Origin of the sequence: Kribbella sp. NPDC050820, assembly GCF_040653975.1 — a bacterium.
Taxonomy (GTDB): domain Bacteria; phylum Actinomycetota; class Actinomycetes; order Propionibacteriales; family Kribbellaceae; genus Kribbella.
Genome location: NZ_JBFAHB010000032.1, coordinates 56,471 through 74,027, shown reverse-complemented (window position 1 = coordinate 74,027; position 17,557 = coordinate 56,471). Strand labels below are relative to the sequence as shown.

Here is a 17,557-nt window from a genome sequence, read left to right as displayed (position 1 = left end):
CGCCTCACTTCTTCTTGGCCGCGGGCGGGAACAGCGGTACGACGTGGTCGTCGGGCGTGACCTTGGCCGACGGGCCGAGCAGCGCCAGGTACGGCAGCGAGGTCTGGGTCAGCAGGATCAGGCGCTCGGCGTCGTCCTGGTTGACGGCGAACGTCACCAGCGTCTGGTCGTTCTGAGCAGCTGCGGAAGATCGCTGCGACACGCTGCTGTTCTTGGAGTCGTCCGGCTGCGTCGACGCCGCCGGACCCATCGCGATCACTCGCACCTTGGGCACCACGACGCGGGTGTTGCCGACGCCCTTGCCGGTCTGCTGCTTGTGCGGGCCGGTGCAGTTCGGCTGCGCGCTGACCTCGCCGGTGGAACCGGTGACCACGGTGCCGAACACCGCGACGTCGGACCCGACCCGGACGTTGCCGGCGACGAGCTCCGGCGTGCAGAGGGTGATGGTGACCGCCACCTTGCCTTCCGGGATCACCAGCCCGCCCGGGGCCTGCGCGGTGGACACCAGCATCGACTTCAGGATCACCTCACCGGGGTTGAGGTCGGTCGAGGTGACCAGCTCCTCCTGCGCGGCGGTGATCTCGGCGACGGCCTCGGTGGACACCGAGGACGCCGGCAGCGTCTCCTTGCGCAGCGACGGCTTCGCGTCACTCACCTTGGTCCCGGACGGAATCGCCTTGTCCGCAACGAGAACGGTGACCGCCTGCTGTCCCGCCACTGCGCGGGCGTCTGCGTTGTTGACGTAGACGAGGACGGCGAGCGTTCCGAGCACGGCCAGCGCCACCGCCATCACGATGGTCAAAACCCGACGTTTCATAGCTTTCTCTCTTCTGCTGGCGGTACTAGCCGGCGAGCTTGATGGCGGTGGCGCCGAAGTACGTGCCGCCGCCGATGGTCGTGGACATCGGCACGAGTGCCTGGGTGAAGTGCCCGAAGATGCAGGACGGTGTGGTCTTCCCGTTCGGGCAGTCGGCCTTCGTGAACGGCGACGGGATCTCGTCCGTGAGCGGGTTCATGTTCGCGTAGCCGGTCAGCACGAACGCGGCGAGCCCGACCAGGTGGTACGTCGCGCCGCTGCCGGATCCCGTCGTCGTGTCGAAGATCGGGATGAAGATCGGCGCGCCACTCGCGAGGTACGACGTCAACGTGTCCTGGCACGCCTTGGAGATGTTCTTGCCTGGGTCGCTCCCGGTGACGTAGCCGCTCTGCGTGAGGTCGACCTCCGCCGTACAGTCGCCATTGTCGGCCAGCCACCCGAACTCACCGGGCCGGCTCAGACCGTCACACGTCGGCGCGTTGGGTGCGTCGCGGACGAAGATCCGCACGTCGGTGCCGAAGGTCGGCGGAGTGCCGCCGGTGGCCTGGGTCCAGGCGCACAGTGACAGCGTCATCGCCAGCGACTTCGAGGCCGCCATCGCGGGTCCCCAGCTCGCGCGGGCACAGGCCAGAACCGTGTCGCCCTGGTAGCCGGCGTTGCCGGTGATTGCCCTTGCGAACACCGGTGGCAGCAGCGACGAGCCGCCGGTGGTTCTGGTGGCGGTGTGGACGTCGACGTAGTTCGTGCCTGCCGCTGGTGCGGTCGGGCAGTCGACGATGGTGCCGGAAGACCCTGGGCAGCCGGACAGACTGTTGTTGACGCTGTCGTTGCCGCAGACGAGTGTCACGGCCGAGGTGCCGTCCTTGGCGTTGAGGTTCGCGTAGGTGGCTGCCGTACCAGGTACGCACGCGGATTCGACGATGCAGCTCTTCGCGACGGCGAGTGAGCCGGCGTCGGCGCCGTTCTGCAGGCCGGCGCGCTCGTGGTAGACCATGCCGACATCGATGACGAGAGCGGCCATGCCGAGCAGTACGCCGCCCCCGAACAGCACGCTGACCACGATGCCGATCGCACCTCGGTCCTCGGCGCCGAGCAGTCGCTTCATCGGCTGGATGAGCCGTTCCATCAGGTCTCGCATGGCATGACTCCGTTCGCGGTCAACGTGAGCTGGCCGCTCAGGCCGTTGCCGCCGACAAGGCTGACGATGTTTCCGAACCCGGGCGTGAACGAGAAGCTGTAGCTGGTCTGCACACTTCCGCTGCTCGTAGGCCCGGCACCGACCGGACAGGCCGATTGGATCGCCACGCCCACTGGGCTCAGCCCGGTGGCGGCGGCTTGCGTGCGGCTCGCCACATTCGGCTGGCCGAGTGCGACGAGCCGGGCGCCCTCACGGGCTGCCTGGGTGAGAGTGATCTGTGCGTTGAGCATCCTGCCGAAGTCGACGATGCCCAGCACCACCAGCAACAGCAGGGGAAGCAGCAGCGCGAACTCGACGACAGTGGCGCCGCGGTCCCCTCGTGTAGGCCTCATGAGTTCTCCCGGTTGGATCAGAAGCTGCCGATGACGGCGGTGTACAGGTCGGCGATGGCCGGGCCGAACATGATCAGCGCGGGTACGACGACGATCGCGATCAGCATCAGCAGCAGGCCGTACTCGACCATGGCCGCGCCGCGGTCGCCGCGGGCAACGTCCTTGCCGAAGTGCACGAGCTGGCGCATCGGAACTCCTCGCTGGGTGGGGTGGTTGCGGCCCGATGATTCGGCCGGGCCGCACCACCCACAGTGGATCGGCAGACCGCTCAGAGGCTGTTGGTGACGTCCGTGAACAGCTGGGCGATGGCCGTGCCCAGCGGGCCCGCGGCGGCGGCCACGATGACGGCGATCAGGGCGACCAGCAGGCCGTACTCGACCATGGACGCGCCGCGGTCGTCGCGACGGAGCTGCTTGGTGTAGGTCTGCACGAAGGTGACCAGGTTCTGACGCATGTGGAACTCCTCCTTGAAATGGCGGGCGTTGAGTCCCACCGTCTGGTCGAGCGACTCGGTGCCGCTCGCTACCGGAACAGTGCTGGATCGTTGCCTCGTCGCGGCATCGGGCGATCGGCCAGAACGCGATGGACGATGGGACGACAGCAGGCGACGCGGCTGTCCTCCGATCGGCCGACACCGTCGGCCGGACGGCCGGGCAACGTCGCCGGTCGGCCAGTTCTGCCGGCAGCTGGTTCTGCGGCGGCATGCGCGCGGTTAGCTTCGCCGGTATGAACCTCACCTGGACAGTCGCCGGCGCTGTGCTCGGCTTCGCCGCAGGCATGGGCCTGCGCGCCACCGTCTACCGGCTGTCCGTGGCAGTCGGCGAACGCGCTGCCTGCGCCGGCTGCGGCGTACCCATCAGCGGACGTGCTCGCTGCACAGGCTGTCGCAGCTGGTACGGCGCACCGCTCGTGCTCGAGCTGGTCACGGCCGCCGTGCTCGCGTTGCTGTTGTCGCGGTTCGCCGGACTGCCCGATGCGGCCGCCTTCGCCTTCATCGGGGCGGTCGGCGTGGCTTTGGCGGCTGTCGACATCGCAGTACAGCGGCTGCCTGATCGACTGACACTGCCGCTGTACCCAGGTCTCGTTGCACTCTTCGGACTCGCCGCGCTGATCAACGGTCAGCCGGCTCAGCTGCTCCGTGCACTGCTCGGAGGGGTGGCGCTCGGTGGCGGCTACCTGGTGCTCGGGCTGTTGAGCCGCGGCCAGCTCGGCGGCGGCGACATCAAGCTCGCCGGCGGTCTCGGCATCGCGCTCGGCTGGCTGGGGTGGTCCACCCTGCTCACCGGAGCCGCCCTGGGCTTCGTGCTGATGGGCGTGGTCAGCGTGGTGCTGCTGGCCGCTCGCCGGGTCACGTTGCAGCACGCTCTGAGCTTCGGTCCGTTCATGCTCGGCGGGGCGCTGGTCGCCGTACTGACGAGTGCTTGAAAGTCCCGCCGACTAGGGTCCAAAGTCCCTAGCCGACCTCACGCGGTTCGGTCTGCTGGGACTGGTGAGCGCACAGCCCGGCATGCTGGTCGTCGGGGAGACGGGGCTGGGCTCGCAGGCTGTCGCGATGGTTGCGGACACCCAGGCCGATGTCGTCGTCCTCGACACCGCGCTGCCGGACGCGAACGGGCTGACCATCGCCCGTGAGCTCCGGGACCGGTACGCCGGGCTCGGCATCGTGCTGCTGACGTCCAACGGCGAGGACGACGTGCTGTTCCGGGCACTCGAGATCGGGGTCTCGGCGTTCGTCCCGAAGACTGCTCCGGCGGCTGAGGCAGTCGCCGCGATGTACGTCAGCCACTCGACGGCCAAGACGTACGTCGCCCGAGTGTACGAGAAGCTCGGCGCGTCCAACCGTGCGCAGGCGCTGATGACCGCCCTCCAGCTCGGCCTGCTCCGGCAGGATCTACCGGCTCCGGCCTGAGGTCCGCGAGGAACTTGGTAACCAAGTGTTCAACTAACCGGGTGGAAAGCACCCGCGCGGATTCCGTAACGGGCTGTAGGTGTCTCCCGATCACAGTTACAGCAGGTGACAAACAGAGCTTCTCCAGCTGGGGGCCGAGGAGAGATTTCATGGGGGACCGACCATGCAGAGCTCGATCAAGGTCGTCGTCATCGACGGCCACACGCTGACGAGATACGGGCTGATCCGGCTCGTCGGCGCCGACGCCGACATCACGATCGTCGGTGAGTGCGCCCTCGCCGCCGAGGCGCCGGTTCTGGTCGAGTCCACACGCCCGGACGTCGTCGTACTCGACGTCGCGCTCCCGGACGCAGACGGGCTCCAGTTGGCCCGTGAGCTCCGCGACCGGCATGCCGAGCTCGGCATCGTCGTACTCACGGCCCAGGCCGAGGACGACGTGCTCTTCCGGGCCCTGGAGACCGGCGTCTCCGCCTTCGTCGGCAAGACCGCCCCGAACACCGAGGTCCTCGGGGCGATCCGGCACGCCGCCGTAGCCGCCGCCTCTTTCACCGCAACCGGCCTCGCCCACGCCCTCGCCCGCCGCGGGAACGTCGCCGCCGCGCCGGGGGTCGTGCTGAGTCCACGCGAGTGCGAGGTCCTCGCGCTGCTGGCCACGGGACTGTCCGTGCCGGCGATCGCGGCCACGATGTTCGTCAGCCTCTCGACGGCGAAGACCTACGTGTCCCGCGTCTACGACAAACTCGGCGCGACGAACCGTGCCAACGCGATCATGACCGCCCTCCGCCTCGGCCTGATCAAACCGGAGCTCACGGCCTCGACCGTTGCCTAGGGCACTCAGCGCCTCCTGCTCGCTGGAGAGTTACTCTCTGCGGGGAAGTATGCACTGCGGAGTGCGTACCGCACCGTGAGGAGAGCCATGCCCCAGCGCCAGGAGTACGACGCCTTCCTGGCCGCCTGCCCGGCCCGGCAACTGCTCGACCGGATCAACGACAAGTGGGTGACCCTCATCATCACCGCCCTGGCCGACGGCCCGCAGCGGTACTCCGACCTGTCCCGCCGGATCGCCGGCGTCAGCCAGAAGATGCTCACCCAGACCCTGCGCTCCCTCGAGCGCGACGGCCTCCTGACCCGCTCGGTGACCCCGTCGATCCCGGTCCGCGTCGACTACGAGCTGACCCCACTCGGCCAGACCCTGCTACCCCTCGCCGCCGCCACCAAAGCCTGGTCCGAGTCCCACCTCCGCGAGGTAGCCGCCGCCCGCACCCAACACGACCTGGACCTCCCAGCATGACCAACCAACGCCCTCAAGACGGCGCGCAGGACGGCGCGCGGGACCGCGCTCAGGATGGCGCGCAGGACCGCGCAGCCGATCGGCGGGTGGTTGTGCTGGTCGTGCCGGCAGCAGGCACCTGGGCGCCGCCTGGCCGCGACCCGGAGGCGTGGCGCCTCGCGCTCGCCGAGGACACCTACGAGGTACTGGCCGCGCTCGACCGCGTCGACGTCGCAGTAGCCGTGCTGGGCGGCGGCGACGCCGCGGTGGCCGAGGTGGCCGCCCTCACCTGGCCGGGCACACCCGTCTACGCCGCGAACACCGTCCTCGACGCAGTAGCCCTCGCCGGCCCGGCCGCAGCAGTGGTCGCCGTCAGCCACGACGTACCCGACCTCCCAGGCCTCCTCATCGGCAAGCTCTTCCGCGCCCTCAGCACCGCCGACATCGCGGTCACCCCCTCCGAGGACGGCACCCTCGCCGCCATCGGAGTCAACATCCCCACCGCCGACTGGGTCACCACCGCCGCCCCCACCTTCGACACCCCCCTCGCGGACCTCGAGTCCCGCAAACCCCGCCGCCACGCCGTCGCCATCGGCCCCGGCTGGCACCGTCTGCAATCACCTGCTGACATAGCGCGACTGGATCCCGGCCTCGAAGGCTGGGACGCCACAAGATCCATACTTCGTCACCCGTAACCCGTCACCTTCCTCCTCCCCGCTCGTTCACCAGGCAGCGGGACTTCTGGGGGAAGCCCCCGCCAAGGTGTCGATGCCGTTCAGGGGCGGTACCCGACACCTGGGGGATTCCCACCAGGAGCCGCACCGCGCGCCCCCGGTGGGAGCTGGAGTACGACGGGGATCGCAGTACAAGAGGCACGGGGGCAACACCACGTCGGCACGGAGACCGACAAGCACCACGGTGAAGTCGAACACCCCAGCACGACGGGGATCGAATAACGAAGTCCGCTCACGGGGACCGCAGTACGGCGGGGACACACGGGGGCCCGCAGTACAAGGGGGATCACGGGGGAATCGCAGTGCCCGGGGGGACGGGGAAACCGCAGGCCAGCGGGGGAAGCAGCAACGTGCGCGTCGGCACGGGGGGCCGACAAGCACGCACGAGGACATGGACACCACAGCACTACTGGGATCGCGGTACGAAGGCCGCTCACGGGAAGCGCAGTAGTTCAGGGGACTCACGGGGCGCAGTACAAGGGGAACACGGGGAGATCGCAGTAAGAGGGGGCGCGGGGAACAGCAGGTCAACGGGGAGCAACAACGTGCGCGTCGGCACGGGGGCCGACAACACGCACGGGGATGTGGGCACCACAGCACGATCACGTGGGAGCCAGGGGAATCGCCGTACGACAGGTGCCTACGGGGGAGCGCCGTACAGCGGGGGGATCACGGGGGATCGCAGTACCAGTGGCACGGGGGACCGCAGGCAACGGGGTAGCAGCAACGTGCGCGTTGACGTGGGGATCGACAAGCACACACGGGAAACATGGGCATCGCCGGATGACGAGCTCCTACGGGAGCGCAGTACGGCGGGCTCATCCGGGGGAAGGCAGTACGACGCGGTTCACGAGGGACTCGGTGAGCGGGGGCCGGGGAACCCAGTACGTCGGGGGACGCGGTACGACAGTGGTCGCGGGGGGAAGTGCGGTGCGACGGGGGTCGGGGGAGGCGCAGCATCACAGGGTTCACGGGGGACTCAGTGCGCGCGGCACGGGGGTTGCAGTTGGACGCATCACGGGGAACGCAGTACGTCGCGGGAGGTGCGACAGGGGCATCCGGGGGAGTGCAGCGCGACGGGGGTCACCGGGAAGCAGTACGAACGGGGAACGCAACGCACGGGTGTCACGGGGGACGCAGTGCGTGAGGCAGGAAGCCGCAAAGCACGGGGGCTCGGGAGAACGCAGTACGGGATCTCGAGGGGACGCGCGGAACGAAGGTTGCGGGGGCACGGAGATAGCGGTGCCGCGGGGATAGCGGTGCAACGGGGATGCGGGGGAAGGTAAGCGGCGGGTGCTGAGGGGGTGCCTGTCTGGTGGCGTGCGGGTCGGCTTGAACCGGCCGACCCGCAGCTGCGATGCAGTCTCGCGGGGTGCGCAGGTAGTTGCTGTTAGCTACTAAGCGTGCGTGGTGTGAGGGCGAGGCGGTGGCGGGTTCTGGTGACTAGGTCCTGGACGCTGTGGTCTACGTCCGGCAGGGCGTCCATCGGGAACCAGGCGAGGTCGTGCGACTCCTCGCTCATCACGTAGTCAGTACCAGCGGTCGCCGTCACGAGGAACTGGACATCCAGGTGGTACGCGCCTGCGCATCCACCAGCCAGCAGTTGGTGGCGAGACAGTTGTACCGGGCTCGGGTCGATGGACAGGCCCGACAGCCCCGACTCCTCAGTCGCCTCCCGCAGGGCGGCGCCGGCGAGCGTCGTGTCACCAGCCTCGCAGTGCCCGCCGAGTTGCAGCCACTGACCAACCGTCTTGTGCAGCGTCAACAGCACCCGGCTGCCAGACGCATCCACAACCAGCGCACTGGACGTCACGTGCTCCGGCCGACAACTCCGCCACATCCCATCCGCCCGCTCCCTCAGATGCCGCAGATAATGCGCCCGCAACTCCCCCTGCTCCTCATCCGGCGCACTCCACCCCTCCAACGTCTCCATCGCATCCCCATGCAACACCCCGCCAGTCTCCCCCATCCCCACACCACTCCCCACCACACCCGCGCCAGACACCGGCCCCACGGCGAGACCGCACCTGCGCCGCCGCATCACGCCCGAGCCGGGCGCCGGGGCACTGGCCGCGCTGAGATGCCGTGCCTGCGCCGAGACATCGCGGTGGCATCGAGGCCTCGTACCACACTGCGTCGGATCACCAGCCCGCGTCGAGGTAGCGCGCTGGTGCCGGACGCTGGATGCGTCGGGACATCGCGCCGCACCGGCGTCGGCCGCAGGACTGCGCGGGACGCTCGCATCGGGTTGAGATGTCGTACGGCGCCCGAGTCCTGTGGATCGGGCGCCGTCTGAGTGGGGCGACTACTTGGGGGTGTCGGGGTTGTCGTCTTCGTTGGGGAGGAAGTCGGTGATGTCGATGTCGGCTAGTTCGCCGGCGTGTTGGGCGAAGCCGATGGGGTCGTCGAGGTCGGAGGCGCTGGGGAGGAGGTCGGGGTGGGACCAGAGCTCGTCGCGGCCTTCGATTCCGCGGGCGTCGCGTACGGCGGCCCACAGGTTGGCGGCGTCGCGGAGGCGGCGCGGGCGGAGCTGGAGTCCGACCAGGGTCGCGAACGTCTGCTCGGCCGGACCGCCGGCCGCGCGGCGACGGCGTACCGTCTCCGCCAGTTGCACTGCGGCGGGCATCCGGTCCTTGGTCGACTCCCGTACGACGTCGTCCACCCAGCCCTCGACCAGGGCGAGTGCGGTCTCCAGGCGGACCAGGGCCGCCTTCTGCTGCTCGGAGTCCTCCGGCTCGAACAGGCCGCCGGCGAGCGCCTCCTGCATGGCCTCCGGGTTCTGCGGGTCGATGTCGGCCATCGCGCGTTCGATCTTGCCGGTGTCGACCTCGATCCCGGAGGCGTAGTCCGCTACGGCCGCGAGTACGTGCTGGCGCAGCCACGGCACGCCTGCGTACAGCCGCTGGTGAGCGACCTCACGCAGCGCCAGGTACAGCCGGACGTCCTCGTCGGCCAGCCCCAGGCCTTCCGCGAACTTCGCGACGTTGTCCGGCAGCAGAACAGCCTGGCCGGTCGGACCGAGCGGCAGTCCGATGTCAGACGAGCTCACGACCTCGCCGGCGAGCTCGCCGAGCGCCTGACCAACCTGCGCACCGAAGATCGAGCCGCCCAGCTGCCGCAGCATTCCCGCCATCGGCCCGGCCAGCTGCTGAGCCTCGGCCGGCAGCGCGTTGCCCATGGCACCGGCCACGTGCTCGGCGACCGGGTCGACGATCGTCTGCCAGACCGACAGCGTGTTCTCGACCCACTCCGCCCGGCTCCAGGCAGCCGTCGTCGTGGACGCCTCTGGCAGCGTGGTCGCCTCGTCCAGCCAGTGCTCGGCCAGCCGTACGGCGTCGGCCACGCGGTCCGAGTCCGTAGGCGTGATCGAGCGATCCCCGCCTGCCGAGACGGTCTTGCGGGCGATGTCCTTGGCCAGGTCCCAGTTCACCGGCTTCCCGTCGCCGGAGCCGCTGAGCAGCTGCTGGACCTGCGCGAAGATCGCGTTCAGGTCGGGAGCGCCGCCCGCGCCGGCCGCACCGGAGAACTGCTGGAACATGGCCTCGAACGGAGTTCCCTTGAACGGGTTGTCCGGTTCGTCGCTCATCGGAGTGGGCCTTCCTGTGCGGGTGGGGCGTACAACTCCAACGTACTGGTTCCACCCGCCGGTTCCTCCCCGGCGAACGCATTACTCCTCTACTTCGCCCCTGGCAGACCCCTGACTTTCCCCCGACTCCCCGGCTGACGAGGTCGAGGCATGGCCGGCGTACTGCGTGCAGACCGCGGTGGGGGAGAATTGTGGGAGTTGGGGGCGGATTGTGGTTGGGTGGGGACTCTGGTGGGAGGAGGGACGGATGGGCGGCGCGATCAGGTTGCTGGACGTGCGGGACGGGGTGCTGTCCAGCGATGAGGTGCTGGCTGCTGTCGCGGATCCGACCGCCGGCGGCACTGTTCTCTTCATCGGCACTGTGCGCAACCACGACCAGGAGAAGCCGGTGGACCGGCTGAGCTACGAGGCGCACCCGGACGCGCTGAAGCACCTGCAGACGGTTGCGGAGCGTGTTTGTGAGGACACCGCGGTGACCGCGCTGGCCGCCGTACACCGGACCGGGGATCTGAAGATCGGGGACGCCGCGGTGATCGTCGCTGTGGCCGCCTCGCACCGGGATGCCGCGTTCGCCGCCTGCCGGCGGCTGATCGACGATCTCAAGGCCGAGGTCCCGATTTGGAAACACCAGCACTTCAGCGACGGTGCCAGCGAGTGGGTCGGCGCTCACTGACACGTACTCTGGGCGCATGAAGGTGGCCGGATGAGGGTTTTGGCGTGGCTGGCGTTCCCGCTGGTCGCCACGCTCCTGGCGATGTGCTGGGCCGCGTGGCGCGGGCGGAGCCGTGGTCCGCGCCGGTCCGGCGGCGCCTTCGCATCGGTCGAGGACTTCCGTCGGTTCAACGAGACCCTCGCTGCGCCCGGCCCGCGAGCCACTCCGGAGCGTCGTCGCGGCCCGTTCCGCCGTACCTCCAAGGACTCGGGCGGCGGGGCTGTGCAGCGATCCGTCGTGACCGGCTTCGGTGGAGCCGGGACGGTTGGGCCGGCCGGAGCGTTGGACTCATCAGGGACGCTTGCCGTTACCAGGAAGCTCGGTTCGGCCGAGACGTTCGGTTCCACCAAGATCGCAGGGCAGGGTTCGTGACACGTCGTACCGCCACGCTGGTCGCTTCGATCGTCGTGCTCGTCATCTCGCTCGGGCTGGTCACCGCCTTTCCGGTGCCGTTCGTCTCGTTCAGCCCGGGTCCGGTGAAGGACACCCTCGGCGAGTCCAAGGGCAAGCCGGTGATCGAGATCACCGGGCACCAGACGTTCCCGACCTCCGGCCGGCTCGACCTGACCACGGTCTCGGTCACCTCGCCCGAGCGCGAGCTCACCCTGCCGCAGGCGATGCGCAACTGGCTCGACCCGCACCACGACCTGTTCCCGCGCGACATCATCTACCCGCCGGAGCAGAGCGCCGACGAGGTCGAGGAGCAGAACACCGCGGAGATGACCGGCTCGCAGGACAGCGCGATCGCGGCCGCTCTGCAGGCGGCGAGGGTCCCGTTCCACCCGAAGGTCTCCACGGTGGCCAAGGACACCCCGGCGGACGGCAAGCTCAAGCCGGGCGACGTCGTACTCGCGGTCGACGGGAAGACGGTGTCGCAGGTCGCGCAGGTGGGCGAGCTCGTCCGCGAGCACAAGGTCGGCGACGACGTGATCTTCCTGATCCGCCGCGGCACCGCCGAGCAGACCGTGCTGCTGAAGACCGCGGCCACGCCAGGAGAGGCGACCCGCCCGATGGTCGGCATCACGATCGGCATCGACTCGCAGGTGAAGGTGACGGTCAACCTCGGCCAGGACATCGGCGGCCCCAGCGCCGGTACGGCGTTCGCGCTCGCCATCTACGACAAGCTGACCCCGGGCCCGCTGCTCGACGGCAAGCACGTGGCCGGCACCGGGACCATCGACGCCCTCGGCCAGGTCGGGGCGATCGGCGGCATCCAGCAGAAGATCGCCGGCGCCAAGGAGGACGGCGCGACCGTGTTCCTGGTCCCGGGCCCGAACTGCGAGGCCGCGCTGCACGCTGACGTGAAGGACATCCAGCTGGTGAAGATCACCACGCTGAACGAGGCGATCGGCGCCCTCAAGGCGCTGTCCACCGGAAGTGGATCGGTCCCGACATGTACGCCGTGAGCCACCAGAACGTACCGGCCAGCCGAAGGGAAGATCAGGCGGCATGGATTCCGTAGGCACTCTGCCTCCCGACGCGCTGAGCCGCGCGGTGATCGAGATCGAGAAGCACGTGAGCAGCGCGGGCTGGGACCAGCCCGCGCAACTGTTCGCCCTGGTCCCGACCGATGAACTGCTGCGCGCCGAGCCGCAACTGGCCGCCGAGCTCGGCGCCGAGGACGCGTCCCAGCCGCTGACCCCGGTCGCGCAGGGCGAGCTGCCCGGCGGCCTCGAGGACGAACACCTGGCCGATGCGCTGGGCCGCATCGAGTGGCCGGACGGCGTCAGCGGCTGCGCGCTCGCGATCGAGCGGGTCGTGCTGCCGGCCTCGGCCGAAGCCGGCCTGTCCGGCGTCGAGTCCGACGCGGAGCTCGCCCGGATGGCGGGCAGCGACCCACGCCGCCACGAGGTCCGGATGGTCGCCGCGGTGCTGCGCGAAGGCGCCCGCTTCGGGGCCGTTCGGCTACGTTCACATGACGAGGACAGTGCGGTGCTGACCGGCACCGACTTGGTCCCCACGCTGTGCGAAGTACTGTCTTTGACATTCGAACCTTCGGCCGACAGCCGGCCGGGCGAAGGTCCTGGGGTCGACGGCATGAGTGACGACGAGGAGAACCGACCATGAGCGACGGCGTCTATGACATGCCGGAGGAGCCGCGGCGGACGCGGCGAACATCTGGCGGACGGCCCCGGGCACTGCTGCCGACGATCGCGACGCTGATCGTCCTGCTCATCCTGTTCAGCGTCTTCACCGACGTCTGGACACAGCGGCTGTGGTACCGGTCGGTGGACCTGGGCTCGGTCTTCAGCACCGTGCTGGGGACCCGGGTGCTGCTGTTCGTGGTGATCGGCCTGCTGATGGCGGCGGCCGTGGTCGCGAACATCATCATCGCGTACCGCACCCGGCCACGGGTCGCCCTCGCACCGTCGCCGAGCCCCGGGTTCGAGCGGTACGGCGACCTGCTGCAGCAGCGCGGCAAGATCGCCATCGGCGTGATCGCGACGCTGATGCTGGTGTTCGGCGGATCGGCCGCGTCGGGGGAGTGGAAGGTCTTCCTGGCCTGGCGGAACCGGACCCCGTTCGGCGTCACCGACAAGCACTTCAACAAGGACATCGCGTTCTTCGTCTTCGACTACCCGTGGCTGCGCGTGCTGCTCGGCTTCGGCTACTCGATCGTGCTGCTGTCGCTGGTCGCGGCCGTCATCACGCACTACCTGTACGGCGGCTTCCGCCCGTCCGCGAAGGGACAGAAGGCCTCCGGTGCGGCGCAGGTGCAGTTCTCCGTGCTGCTCGGCCTGCTGGTCCTCCTCAAGGCCTTCAGCTACTGGCTGGACCGCTACGGGCTGACGACGTCGGAGAGCCGGTTATTCACCGGTATCTCCTACACAGGTGACAATGCGGTCTTGCCCAGCAAGGAGATCCTTGCGGTCATTGCTGTGCTGTGCGCGGGCTTGTTCTTTGCCAACGTGGTCCGCCGGACCTGGCTGCTGCCAGGTGTGGGGACCGTAGTGCTGATCCTGTCGGCGATCCTGCTCGGTGCCTTGTGGCCGGCGGCTCTGCAGCAGCTGCGGGTGCGGCCGAGCGAGCCGGTGCGTGAGGCGCCGTACATCACGAAGAACATCCAGGCGACGCGTCAGGCATACGGCCTGGAGGACAGCCAGGTGATCAACTACCAGGCCAACACGACGGCGACCCCGGCCGAGCTCGCGCGTGACGCCGAGGTCCTGCCGGGTATCCGGCTGATCGACCCGAGCGTGGTCGGGCCGACCTTCGAGCAGCTGCAGCAGGTCCGCGGCTTCTACTCGTTCCCGACGGACCTCGACGTCGACCGGTACAAGATCGGCAACGAGGTCAAGGACACCGTGATCGCGGTCCGCGAGGTGCAGATCGACCGGTTGCCGGCCGGTCAGCGCAACTGGAACAACGACCACACCGTCTACACCCACGGATACGGCGTCGTCGCCGCGAACGGCAACCAGCGCGCCGCGGACGGTACGCCGGTCTGGTCGGAGAGGGACCTGCCGCCGAGAGGTGACCTCGGTGACTACGAGCCGCGGATCTACTTCGGCGAGCAGTCCCCGGACTACTCGATCGTCGGCGGCCCGAAGGGCGGGCAAGCGGTCGAGCTCGACACGCCGGAGGGCAAGAACGGTGGCGACCCGACGCTGAACACCTACGCCGGCAAGGGCGGCGTGCCGGTCGGAACGTTCTTCAACCGGTTGCTCTACGCCACGAAGTTCCGGGACGCGAACGTCCTGCTGTCCAGCCGGGTGAACACCGACTCGAAGATCCTCTACGACCGCAATCCGCGCGAGCGCGTCGAGAAGGCCGCGCCGTGGCTGACTCCGGACGGCGACCCGTACCCGGCCATCGTGGACGGTCAGGTCGTCTGGATCGTCGACGGCTACACCACGTCGGCGAACTACCCGTACTCCGAGAAGGTCGCCCTGGACGACAGCACCCGGGACACCACCACCGGCCGCGGCACCATCGCGCAGCAGCCGAGTGAGGAGATCAACTACATCCGCAACTCGGTCAAGGCTGTCGTCAACGCGTACGACGGTTCGGTCGAGCTGTACGCCTGGGACGAGGAAGACCCGATCCTGAAGACCTGGATGAAGGCCTTCCCGGACACGGTCAAACCGCGCTCGGACATCTCGCCCCAGTTGATGGCCCACCTGCGCTACCCGGAGGACATGTTCAAGGTCCAGCGCGACCTGCTGGCCAAGTACCACGTGCAGGACTCGACCACCTGGTACCAGAACAGCGACCTGTGGCGCGTCCCGGCGGATCCGACGGCGGTCTCGTCCGGTGCGGACTCGTCTGCTCAAGTGAAACAGCCTCCGTTCTACCTCTCGCTGCGGATGCCCGATCAGGACGCTCCGAAGTTCTCGCTCACCTCGGTGTACGTGCCGAACGCGGAACGCGAGAACCTGACCGCGTTCATGGCCGTCGACGCCGAGGCGACGTCGCCGGACTACGGCAAGTTCCGGATCCTCCGACTACCTGGGAACGTGCAGATCCCGGGTCCTGGACAGGTGTTCAACAAGTTCCAGACCGATGACGGGATCAGATCGGCGCTGCTCCCGATCAACCAGCCGACCAGCGGTGCCAGAGCACAGTTCGGCAACCTGCTGACACTTCCGCTCGGCGGTGGTCTGCTGTACGTCCAGCCCGTCTACTCGGTCCGGACCAGCGGACCTGGTAGCTATCCGGTGCTCCGGTACGTGCTGGTGTCCTTCGGTGACCGCGTCGCCTACGGCAGCACGCTGCAGGAGGCGCTGAACAAGGTGTTCGACACCAACATCAGCACCGGTGAGCAACCACCGAACCAGAACCCGAACCAGAACCCGCCGACCACGAACCAGACGGTCAAGCAGGCGCTGGCCCAGGCCCAGGCGGCCTACGCGGCGGCCCAGGCAGCCTTGCAGAAGGGCAACCTCGGGGAGTACCAGAAGCAGGTCGAACTGATGAAGGCAGCGCTCGACCGTGCCGTGGCGGCGGGAGCCACACCGACGCCGGGCACACCGGCGCCGAGTGGTGCGCCGACCGCGACACCGTCAGCCACTCCGGCTCCGTCGACTCCGCCGTCGTCGCCGACAGGCTGATTCGAGGCTGCTCATCCGGGGCGGCGACACCGACATCCAGTCGGGGTCACCGCCCCGTGCCGTTGCCTGCAGCATCAGTTGCCTCAGGCACCGGCCGGGATCAGTCCTCCGGGCGGAAGCCCGTCGCCGTGTCGAGCAGATCCTGCTCGGAGAAGCGCCCGCGATCGAGCGACACCTCGGCCGCGACTCCCGGTGCGACGAAGTAGAACACCTCGTCGCCGTCCGCGATCAGGCCGTCGTACGCACCGATCTTGACCGCGCGGAGCTCCCAGGTGTCCGGGTCCTTCTCCTCGTACTCGATCAGGAACGCCTTCAGCGCCTCGAGATCGGTCAGTTTCTCGCCGCGCAGCGTCTTCATCGTCAGGTCGACCTTGTAGGCGCCCTCGGGATCCGGTCCGGTCTCCCAGACCCGGCTGTGGAAGCGGATGTCCTCCCACTCGTACTCGAAGTCGGTCGGCGTGCCGACGCCGGCCGGAAGGTGCTCGATGACGAAGCCGTCCAAGTTGTCAGCCCTCTGCTCGGTCGATGGGGGAGCCACGACGTACCCAGGACGCGGCTCGGCGGCGGCCGGGGCGGTCGTCCAGGCGCCGAGTGCGGCGAGGACGACCGCGCTCCCGATCACGATACGACGGGCCTGCGGTACGACTCGGGAACCAAGGGAAGAACGCGTCATGGCTGTCTCCTGAGCAACGTCGACGCCCTACCCGCTGCAGAGCGTCTTCTTGCCTTGGAAGATGCACCGATCGCAGCCCCACCCGGACGGCGATTTCGAAGCTGTGGAAAAGCTTCGTCAGTAGCCGATCAACCGGTGCAGCCGGTGGAAGGTCTGCTGGAAACCGAGCCGTGGCCACGTCCGTGACGACAACAGGTTCGTCACCCGCCAGTCGGTGACCACCGACGTGTAGCCGGTGTCAGCCGCCCACTGCACCACCGCCTCGCCCAGCGCACGCCCGGCACCGTGACCCCGCGCCTCCGGCAGTACGGCGGCGAAGCCCAGGAACCCCGCGTTGTCCGGCCGGGCAAGTCCGTTGTGCGCACTCGATTTCTCCAGCGAGCACCCGATCGACGAGCCGATCACGCGACCGTCGTACTCGGCGACGAAGGTCGCGTAGTCGTGGTCGTCGATCGACTCCTCCCAATCCGCCAGCGCCTCCTCGAGTGTGGGAATCTCCCCGGAGTTGAACACCGGCGACCGTCCCTGGTGCTGCGGCAGGATCAGGTCCAGCTCAGCCAGTACGGCGATGTCGTCGCGCGTGCCACGCCGTACCGTCAGATCAGGTGGTGCGACCAGCGGTGTGGTCGGCGCCGGCCGGATGGCGTGTGCGTGCTGCGAGCCGAACCCCAGGCGGAACCACGCGTCCACCAGCTCCGCGTCGTCGGGCACCAGCGCATAGTGCGCGATGCGGCCCTCGTCCACCCACTTGGCGGCGGCAACGGCGTACAGGTCGCGGATGTGTTCTGGCTCACGTACAGCGTGGCCGGCGGCCTCGACCCAGACGTTGGGGCCCCAGGACGAGGCCTTCGGCACCCCCAGCACATAGCCGATCAGCTCGCCGCCCTCTGTCAGCGCGGCGCCAGAGGCGCTCTCGCTCTCCCAGAGGGCTGTGACCTCGACCACTGCGAGCTGCTCGTCCTCGTAGTCCGCCGGCAGCAGAGGGTGCCGCTTCCGGTGCTCTTTGTGCCGCTCTGCGAGCAGTCGGGCCGCCGCGGGCAGGTCCGCCTCCTCGAACGGGCGGATGACGTGTCGGGACATACCCGGAAGGTACGCCGTCCCACCCGCAGCTGGCACGGGGTTTGAGTCACCCACCGCCACCCCGGGAGCCGATTTGGTTGCTCAGCCCCGATCCACTAAACTAAAACCACAACGACGCGGGGTGGAGCAGCTCGGTAGCTCGCTGGGCTCATAACCCAGAGGTCGCAGGTTCAAATCCTGCCCCCGCTACGGAAG

The 17,557-nt window shown here is 68.8% G+C and carries 19 protein-coding genes and 1 tRNA gene; 11 read left to right on the top strand and 9 right to left on the bottom strand.

Going from position 1 to position 17,557, the window contains the following annotated elements; all coding sequences use genetic code 11:
• Window positions 1–4 precede the first annotated feature (4 nt).
• From cpaB to AB0H36_RS25610, 5 genes are all read right to left on the bottom strand, one after another.
• Window positions 5–817: a Flp pilus assembly protein CpaB gene (gene cpaB, locus AB0H36_RS25630; protein ID WP_360528281.1), complete on the bottom strand. Its 813-nt coding sequence runs from the start codon at window positions 815–817 to the stop codon at window positions 5–7.
• A gap of 25 nt (window positions 818–842) precedes the next feature.
• Window positions 843–1,955 (bottom strand): pilus assembly protein TadG-related protein, encoded by a 1,113-nt coding sequence (locus AB0H36_RS25625; RefSeq protein ID WP_360528278.1) that lies wholly within the window; start codon window positions 1,953–1,955, stop codon window positions 843–845.
• Window positions 1,943–2,347 carry a TadE family protein gene (locus tag AB0H36_RS25620; protein ID WP_360528275.1) on the bottom strand — a complete coding sequence of 135 codons (405 nt, stop codon included), beginning with the start codon at window positions 2,345–2,347 and terminating at the stop codon, window positions 1,943–1,945. The genes AB0H36_RS25625 and AB0H36_RS25620 overlap by 13 nt, the downstream gene beginning before the upstream one ends.
• Before the next feature lie 17 nt (window positions 2,348–2,364).
• Complete coding sequence (locus AB0H36_RS25615) at window positions 2,365–2,535, bottom strand: hypothetical protein (RefSeq protein WP_360528272.1); 171 nt, start codon at window positions 2,533–2,535, stop codon at window positions 2,365–2,367.
• 80 nt (window positions 2,536–2,615) lie between these two features.
• Window positions 2,616–2,801 (bottom strand): Flp family type IVb pilin, encoded by a 186-nt coding sequence (locus tag AB0H36_RS25610; protein ID WP_360528269.1) that lies wholly within the window; start codon window positions 2,799–2,801, stop codon window positions 2,616–2,618.
• Between the two features lie 272 nt (window positions 2,802–3,073).
• On the opposite strand from AB0H36_RS25610, the gene AB0H36_RS25605 reads away from it, so the two are divergent.
• The 5 genes from AB0H36_RS25605 to AB0H36_RS25585 all read left to right on the top strand — a co-directional run bounded on the left by AB0H36_RS25605 (window position 3,074) and on the right by AB0H36_RS25585 (window position 6,221).
• Complete coding sequence (locus AB0H36_RS25605) at window positions 3,074–3,772, top strand: A24 family peptidase (RefSeq protein WP_360528266.1); 699 nt, start codon at window positions 3,074–3,076, stop codon at window positions 3,770–3,772.
• Between the two features lie 64 nt (window positions 3,773–3,836).
• Complete coding sequence (locus tag AB0H36_RS25600) at window positions 3,837–4,256, top strand: response regulator transcription factor (RefSeq protein ID WP_360528263.1); 420 nt, start codon at window positions 3,837–3,839, stop codon at window positions 4,254–4,256.
• Window positions 4,257–4,419: 163 nt separating this feature from the next.
• Window positions 4,420–5,085 carry a response regulator transcription factor gene (locus tag AB0H36_RS25595; RefSeq protein WP_360528260.1) on the top strand — a complete coding sequence of 222 codons (666 nt, stop codon included), beginning with the start codon at window positions 4,420–4,422 and terminating at the stop codon, window positions 5,083–5,085.
• Between the two features lie 87 nt (window positions 5,086–5,172).
• The gene (locus AB0H36_RS25590) at window positions 5,173–5,547 is read left to right on the top strand and encodes a helix-turn-helix domain-containing protein (RefSeq protein WP_360528258.1); all 375 of its coding nucleotides are present in this window, start codon (window positions 5,173–5,175) and stop codon (window positions 5,545–5,547) included.
• Complete coding sequence (locus AB0H36_RS25585; RefSeq protein ID WP_360528256.1) at window positions 5,544–6,221, top strand: hypothetical protein; 678 nt, start codon at window positions 5,544–5,546, stop codon at window positions 6,219–6,221. Before AB0H36_RS25590 ends, AB0H36_RS25585 begins: the two co-directional genes overlap by 4 nt.
• Before the next feature lie 1,429 nt (window positions 6,222–7,650).
• Here AB0H36_RS25585 and AB0H36_RS25580 read toward each other — a convergent pair.
• A complete protein-coding gene (locus tag AB0H36_RS25580; RefSeq protein ID WP_360528253.1) occupies window positions 7,651–8,193 on the bottom strand; it encodes an NUDIX domain-containing protein in 543 nt (180 codons plus the stop codon).
• Between the two features lie 372 nt (window positions 8,194–8,565).
• Window positions 8,566–9,846, bottom strand: a complete 1,281-nt coding sequence (locus AB0H36_RS25575; RefSeq protein WP_360528250.1) for a zinc-dependent metalloprotease — start codon at window positions 9,844–9,846, stop codon at window positions 8,566–8,568.
• A 247-nt stretch (window positions 9,847–10,093) separates the two neighbouring features.
• Here AB0H36_RS25575 and AB0H36_RS25570 point away from each other — a divergent pair, with 247 nt between their 5' ends.
• From AB0H36_RS25570 to AB0H36_RS25550, 5 genes are read left to right on the top strand one after another with little or no spacing between them, the layout of a single operon-like run.
• Window positions 10,094–10,519 (top strand): molybdenum cofactor biosynthesis protein MoaE, encoded by a 426-nt coding sequence (locus tag AB0H36_RS25570; protein ID WP_360528247.1) that lies wholly within the window; start codon window positions 10,094–10,096, stop codon window positions 10,517–10,519.
• Window positions 10,520–10,549: 30 nt separating this feature from the next.
• Entirely contained in the window at window positions 10,550–10,930 is a 381-nt protein-coding gene (locus AB0H36_RS25565) for a hypothetical protein (RefSeq protein ID WP_360528244.1), read from the top strand.
• The gene (locus AB0H36_RS25560) at window positions 10,927–11,964 is read left to right on the top strand and encodes a PDZ domain-containing protein (RefSeq protein ID WP_360528241.1); all 1,038 of its coding nucleotides are present in this window, start codon (window positions 10,927–10,929) and stop codon (window positions 11,962–11,964) included. The genes AB0H36_RS25565 and AB0H36_RS25560 overlap by 4 nt, the downstream gene beginning before the upstream one ends.
• 43 nt (window positions 11,965–12,007) lie before the next feature.
• Window positions 12,008–12,625, top strand: a complete 618-nt coding sequence (locus AB0H36_RS25555; protein ID WP_360528238.1) for a PPA1309 family protein — start codon at window positions 12,008–12,010, stop codon at window positions 12,623–12,625.
• Window positions 12,622–15,609, top strand: coding sequence for a UPF0182 family protein (locus AB0H36_RS25550; protein WP_360528235.1), 2,988 nt, complete (start codon window positions 12,622–12,624; stop codon window positions 15,607–15,609). Before AB0H36_RS25555 ends, AB0H36_RS25550 begins: the two co-directional genes overlap by 4 nt.
• Before the next feature lie 100 nt (window positions 15,610–15,709).
• On the opposite strand, the gene AB0H36_RS25545 is transcribed toward AB0H36_RS25550, so the two are convergent.
• Window positions 15,710–16,282, bottom strand: coding sequence for a hypothetical protein (locus tag AB0H36_RS25545; protein ID WP_360528232.1), 573 nt, complete (start codon window positions 16,280–16,282; stop codon window positions 15,710–15,712).
• A gap of 117 nt (window positions 16,283–16,399) precedes the next feature.
• Complete coding sequence (locus AB0H36_RS25540) at window positions 16,400–17,362, bottom strand: GNAT family N-acetyltransferase (RefSeq protein WP_360528229.1); 963 nt, start codon at window positions 17,360–17,362, stop codon at window positions 16,400–16,402.
• 115 nt (window positions 17,363–17,477) lie between these two features.
• Here AB0H36_RS25540 and AB0H36_RS25535 point away from each other — a divergent pair.
• A tRNA-Met gene (locus AB0H36_RS25535) sits at window positions 17,478–17,551 on the top strand.
• Window positions 17,552–17,557 lie beyond the last annotated feature (6 nt).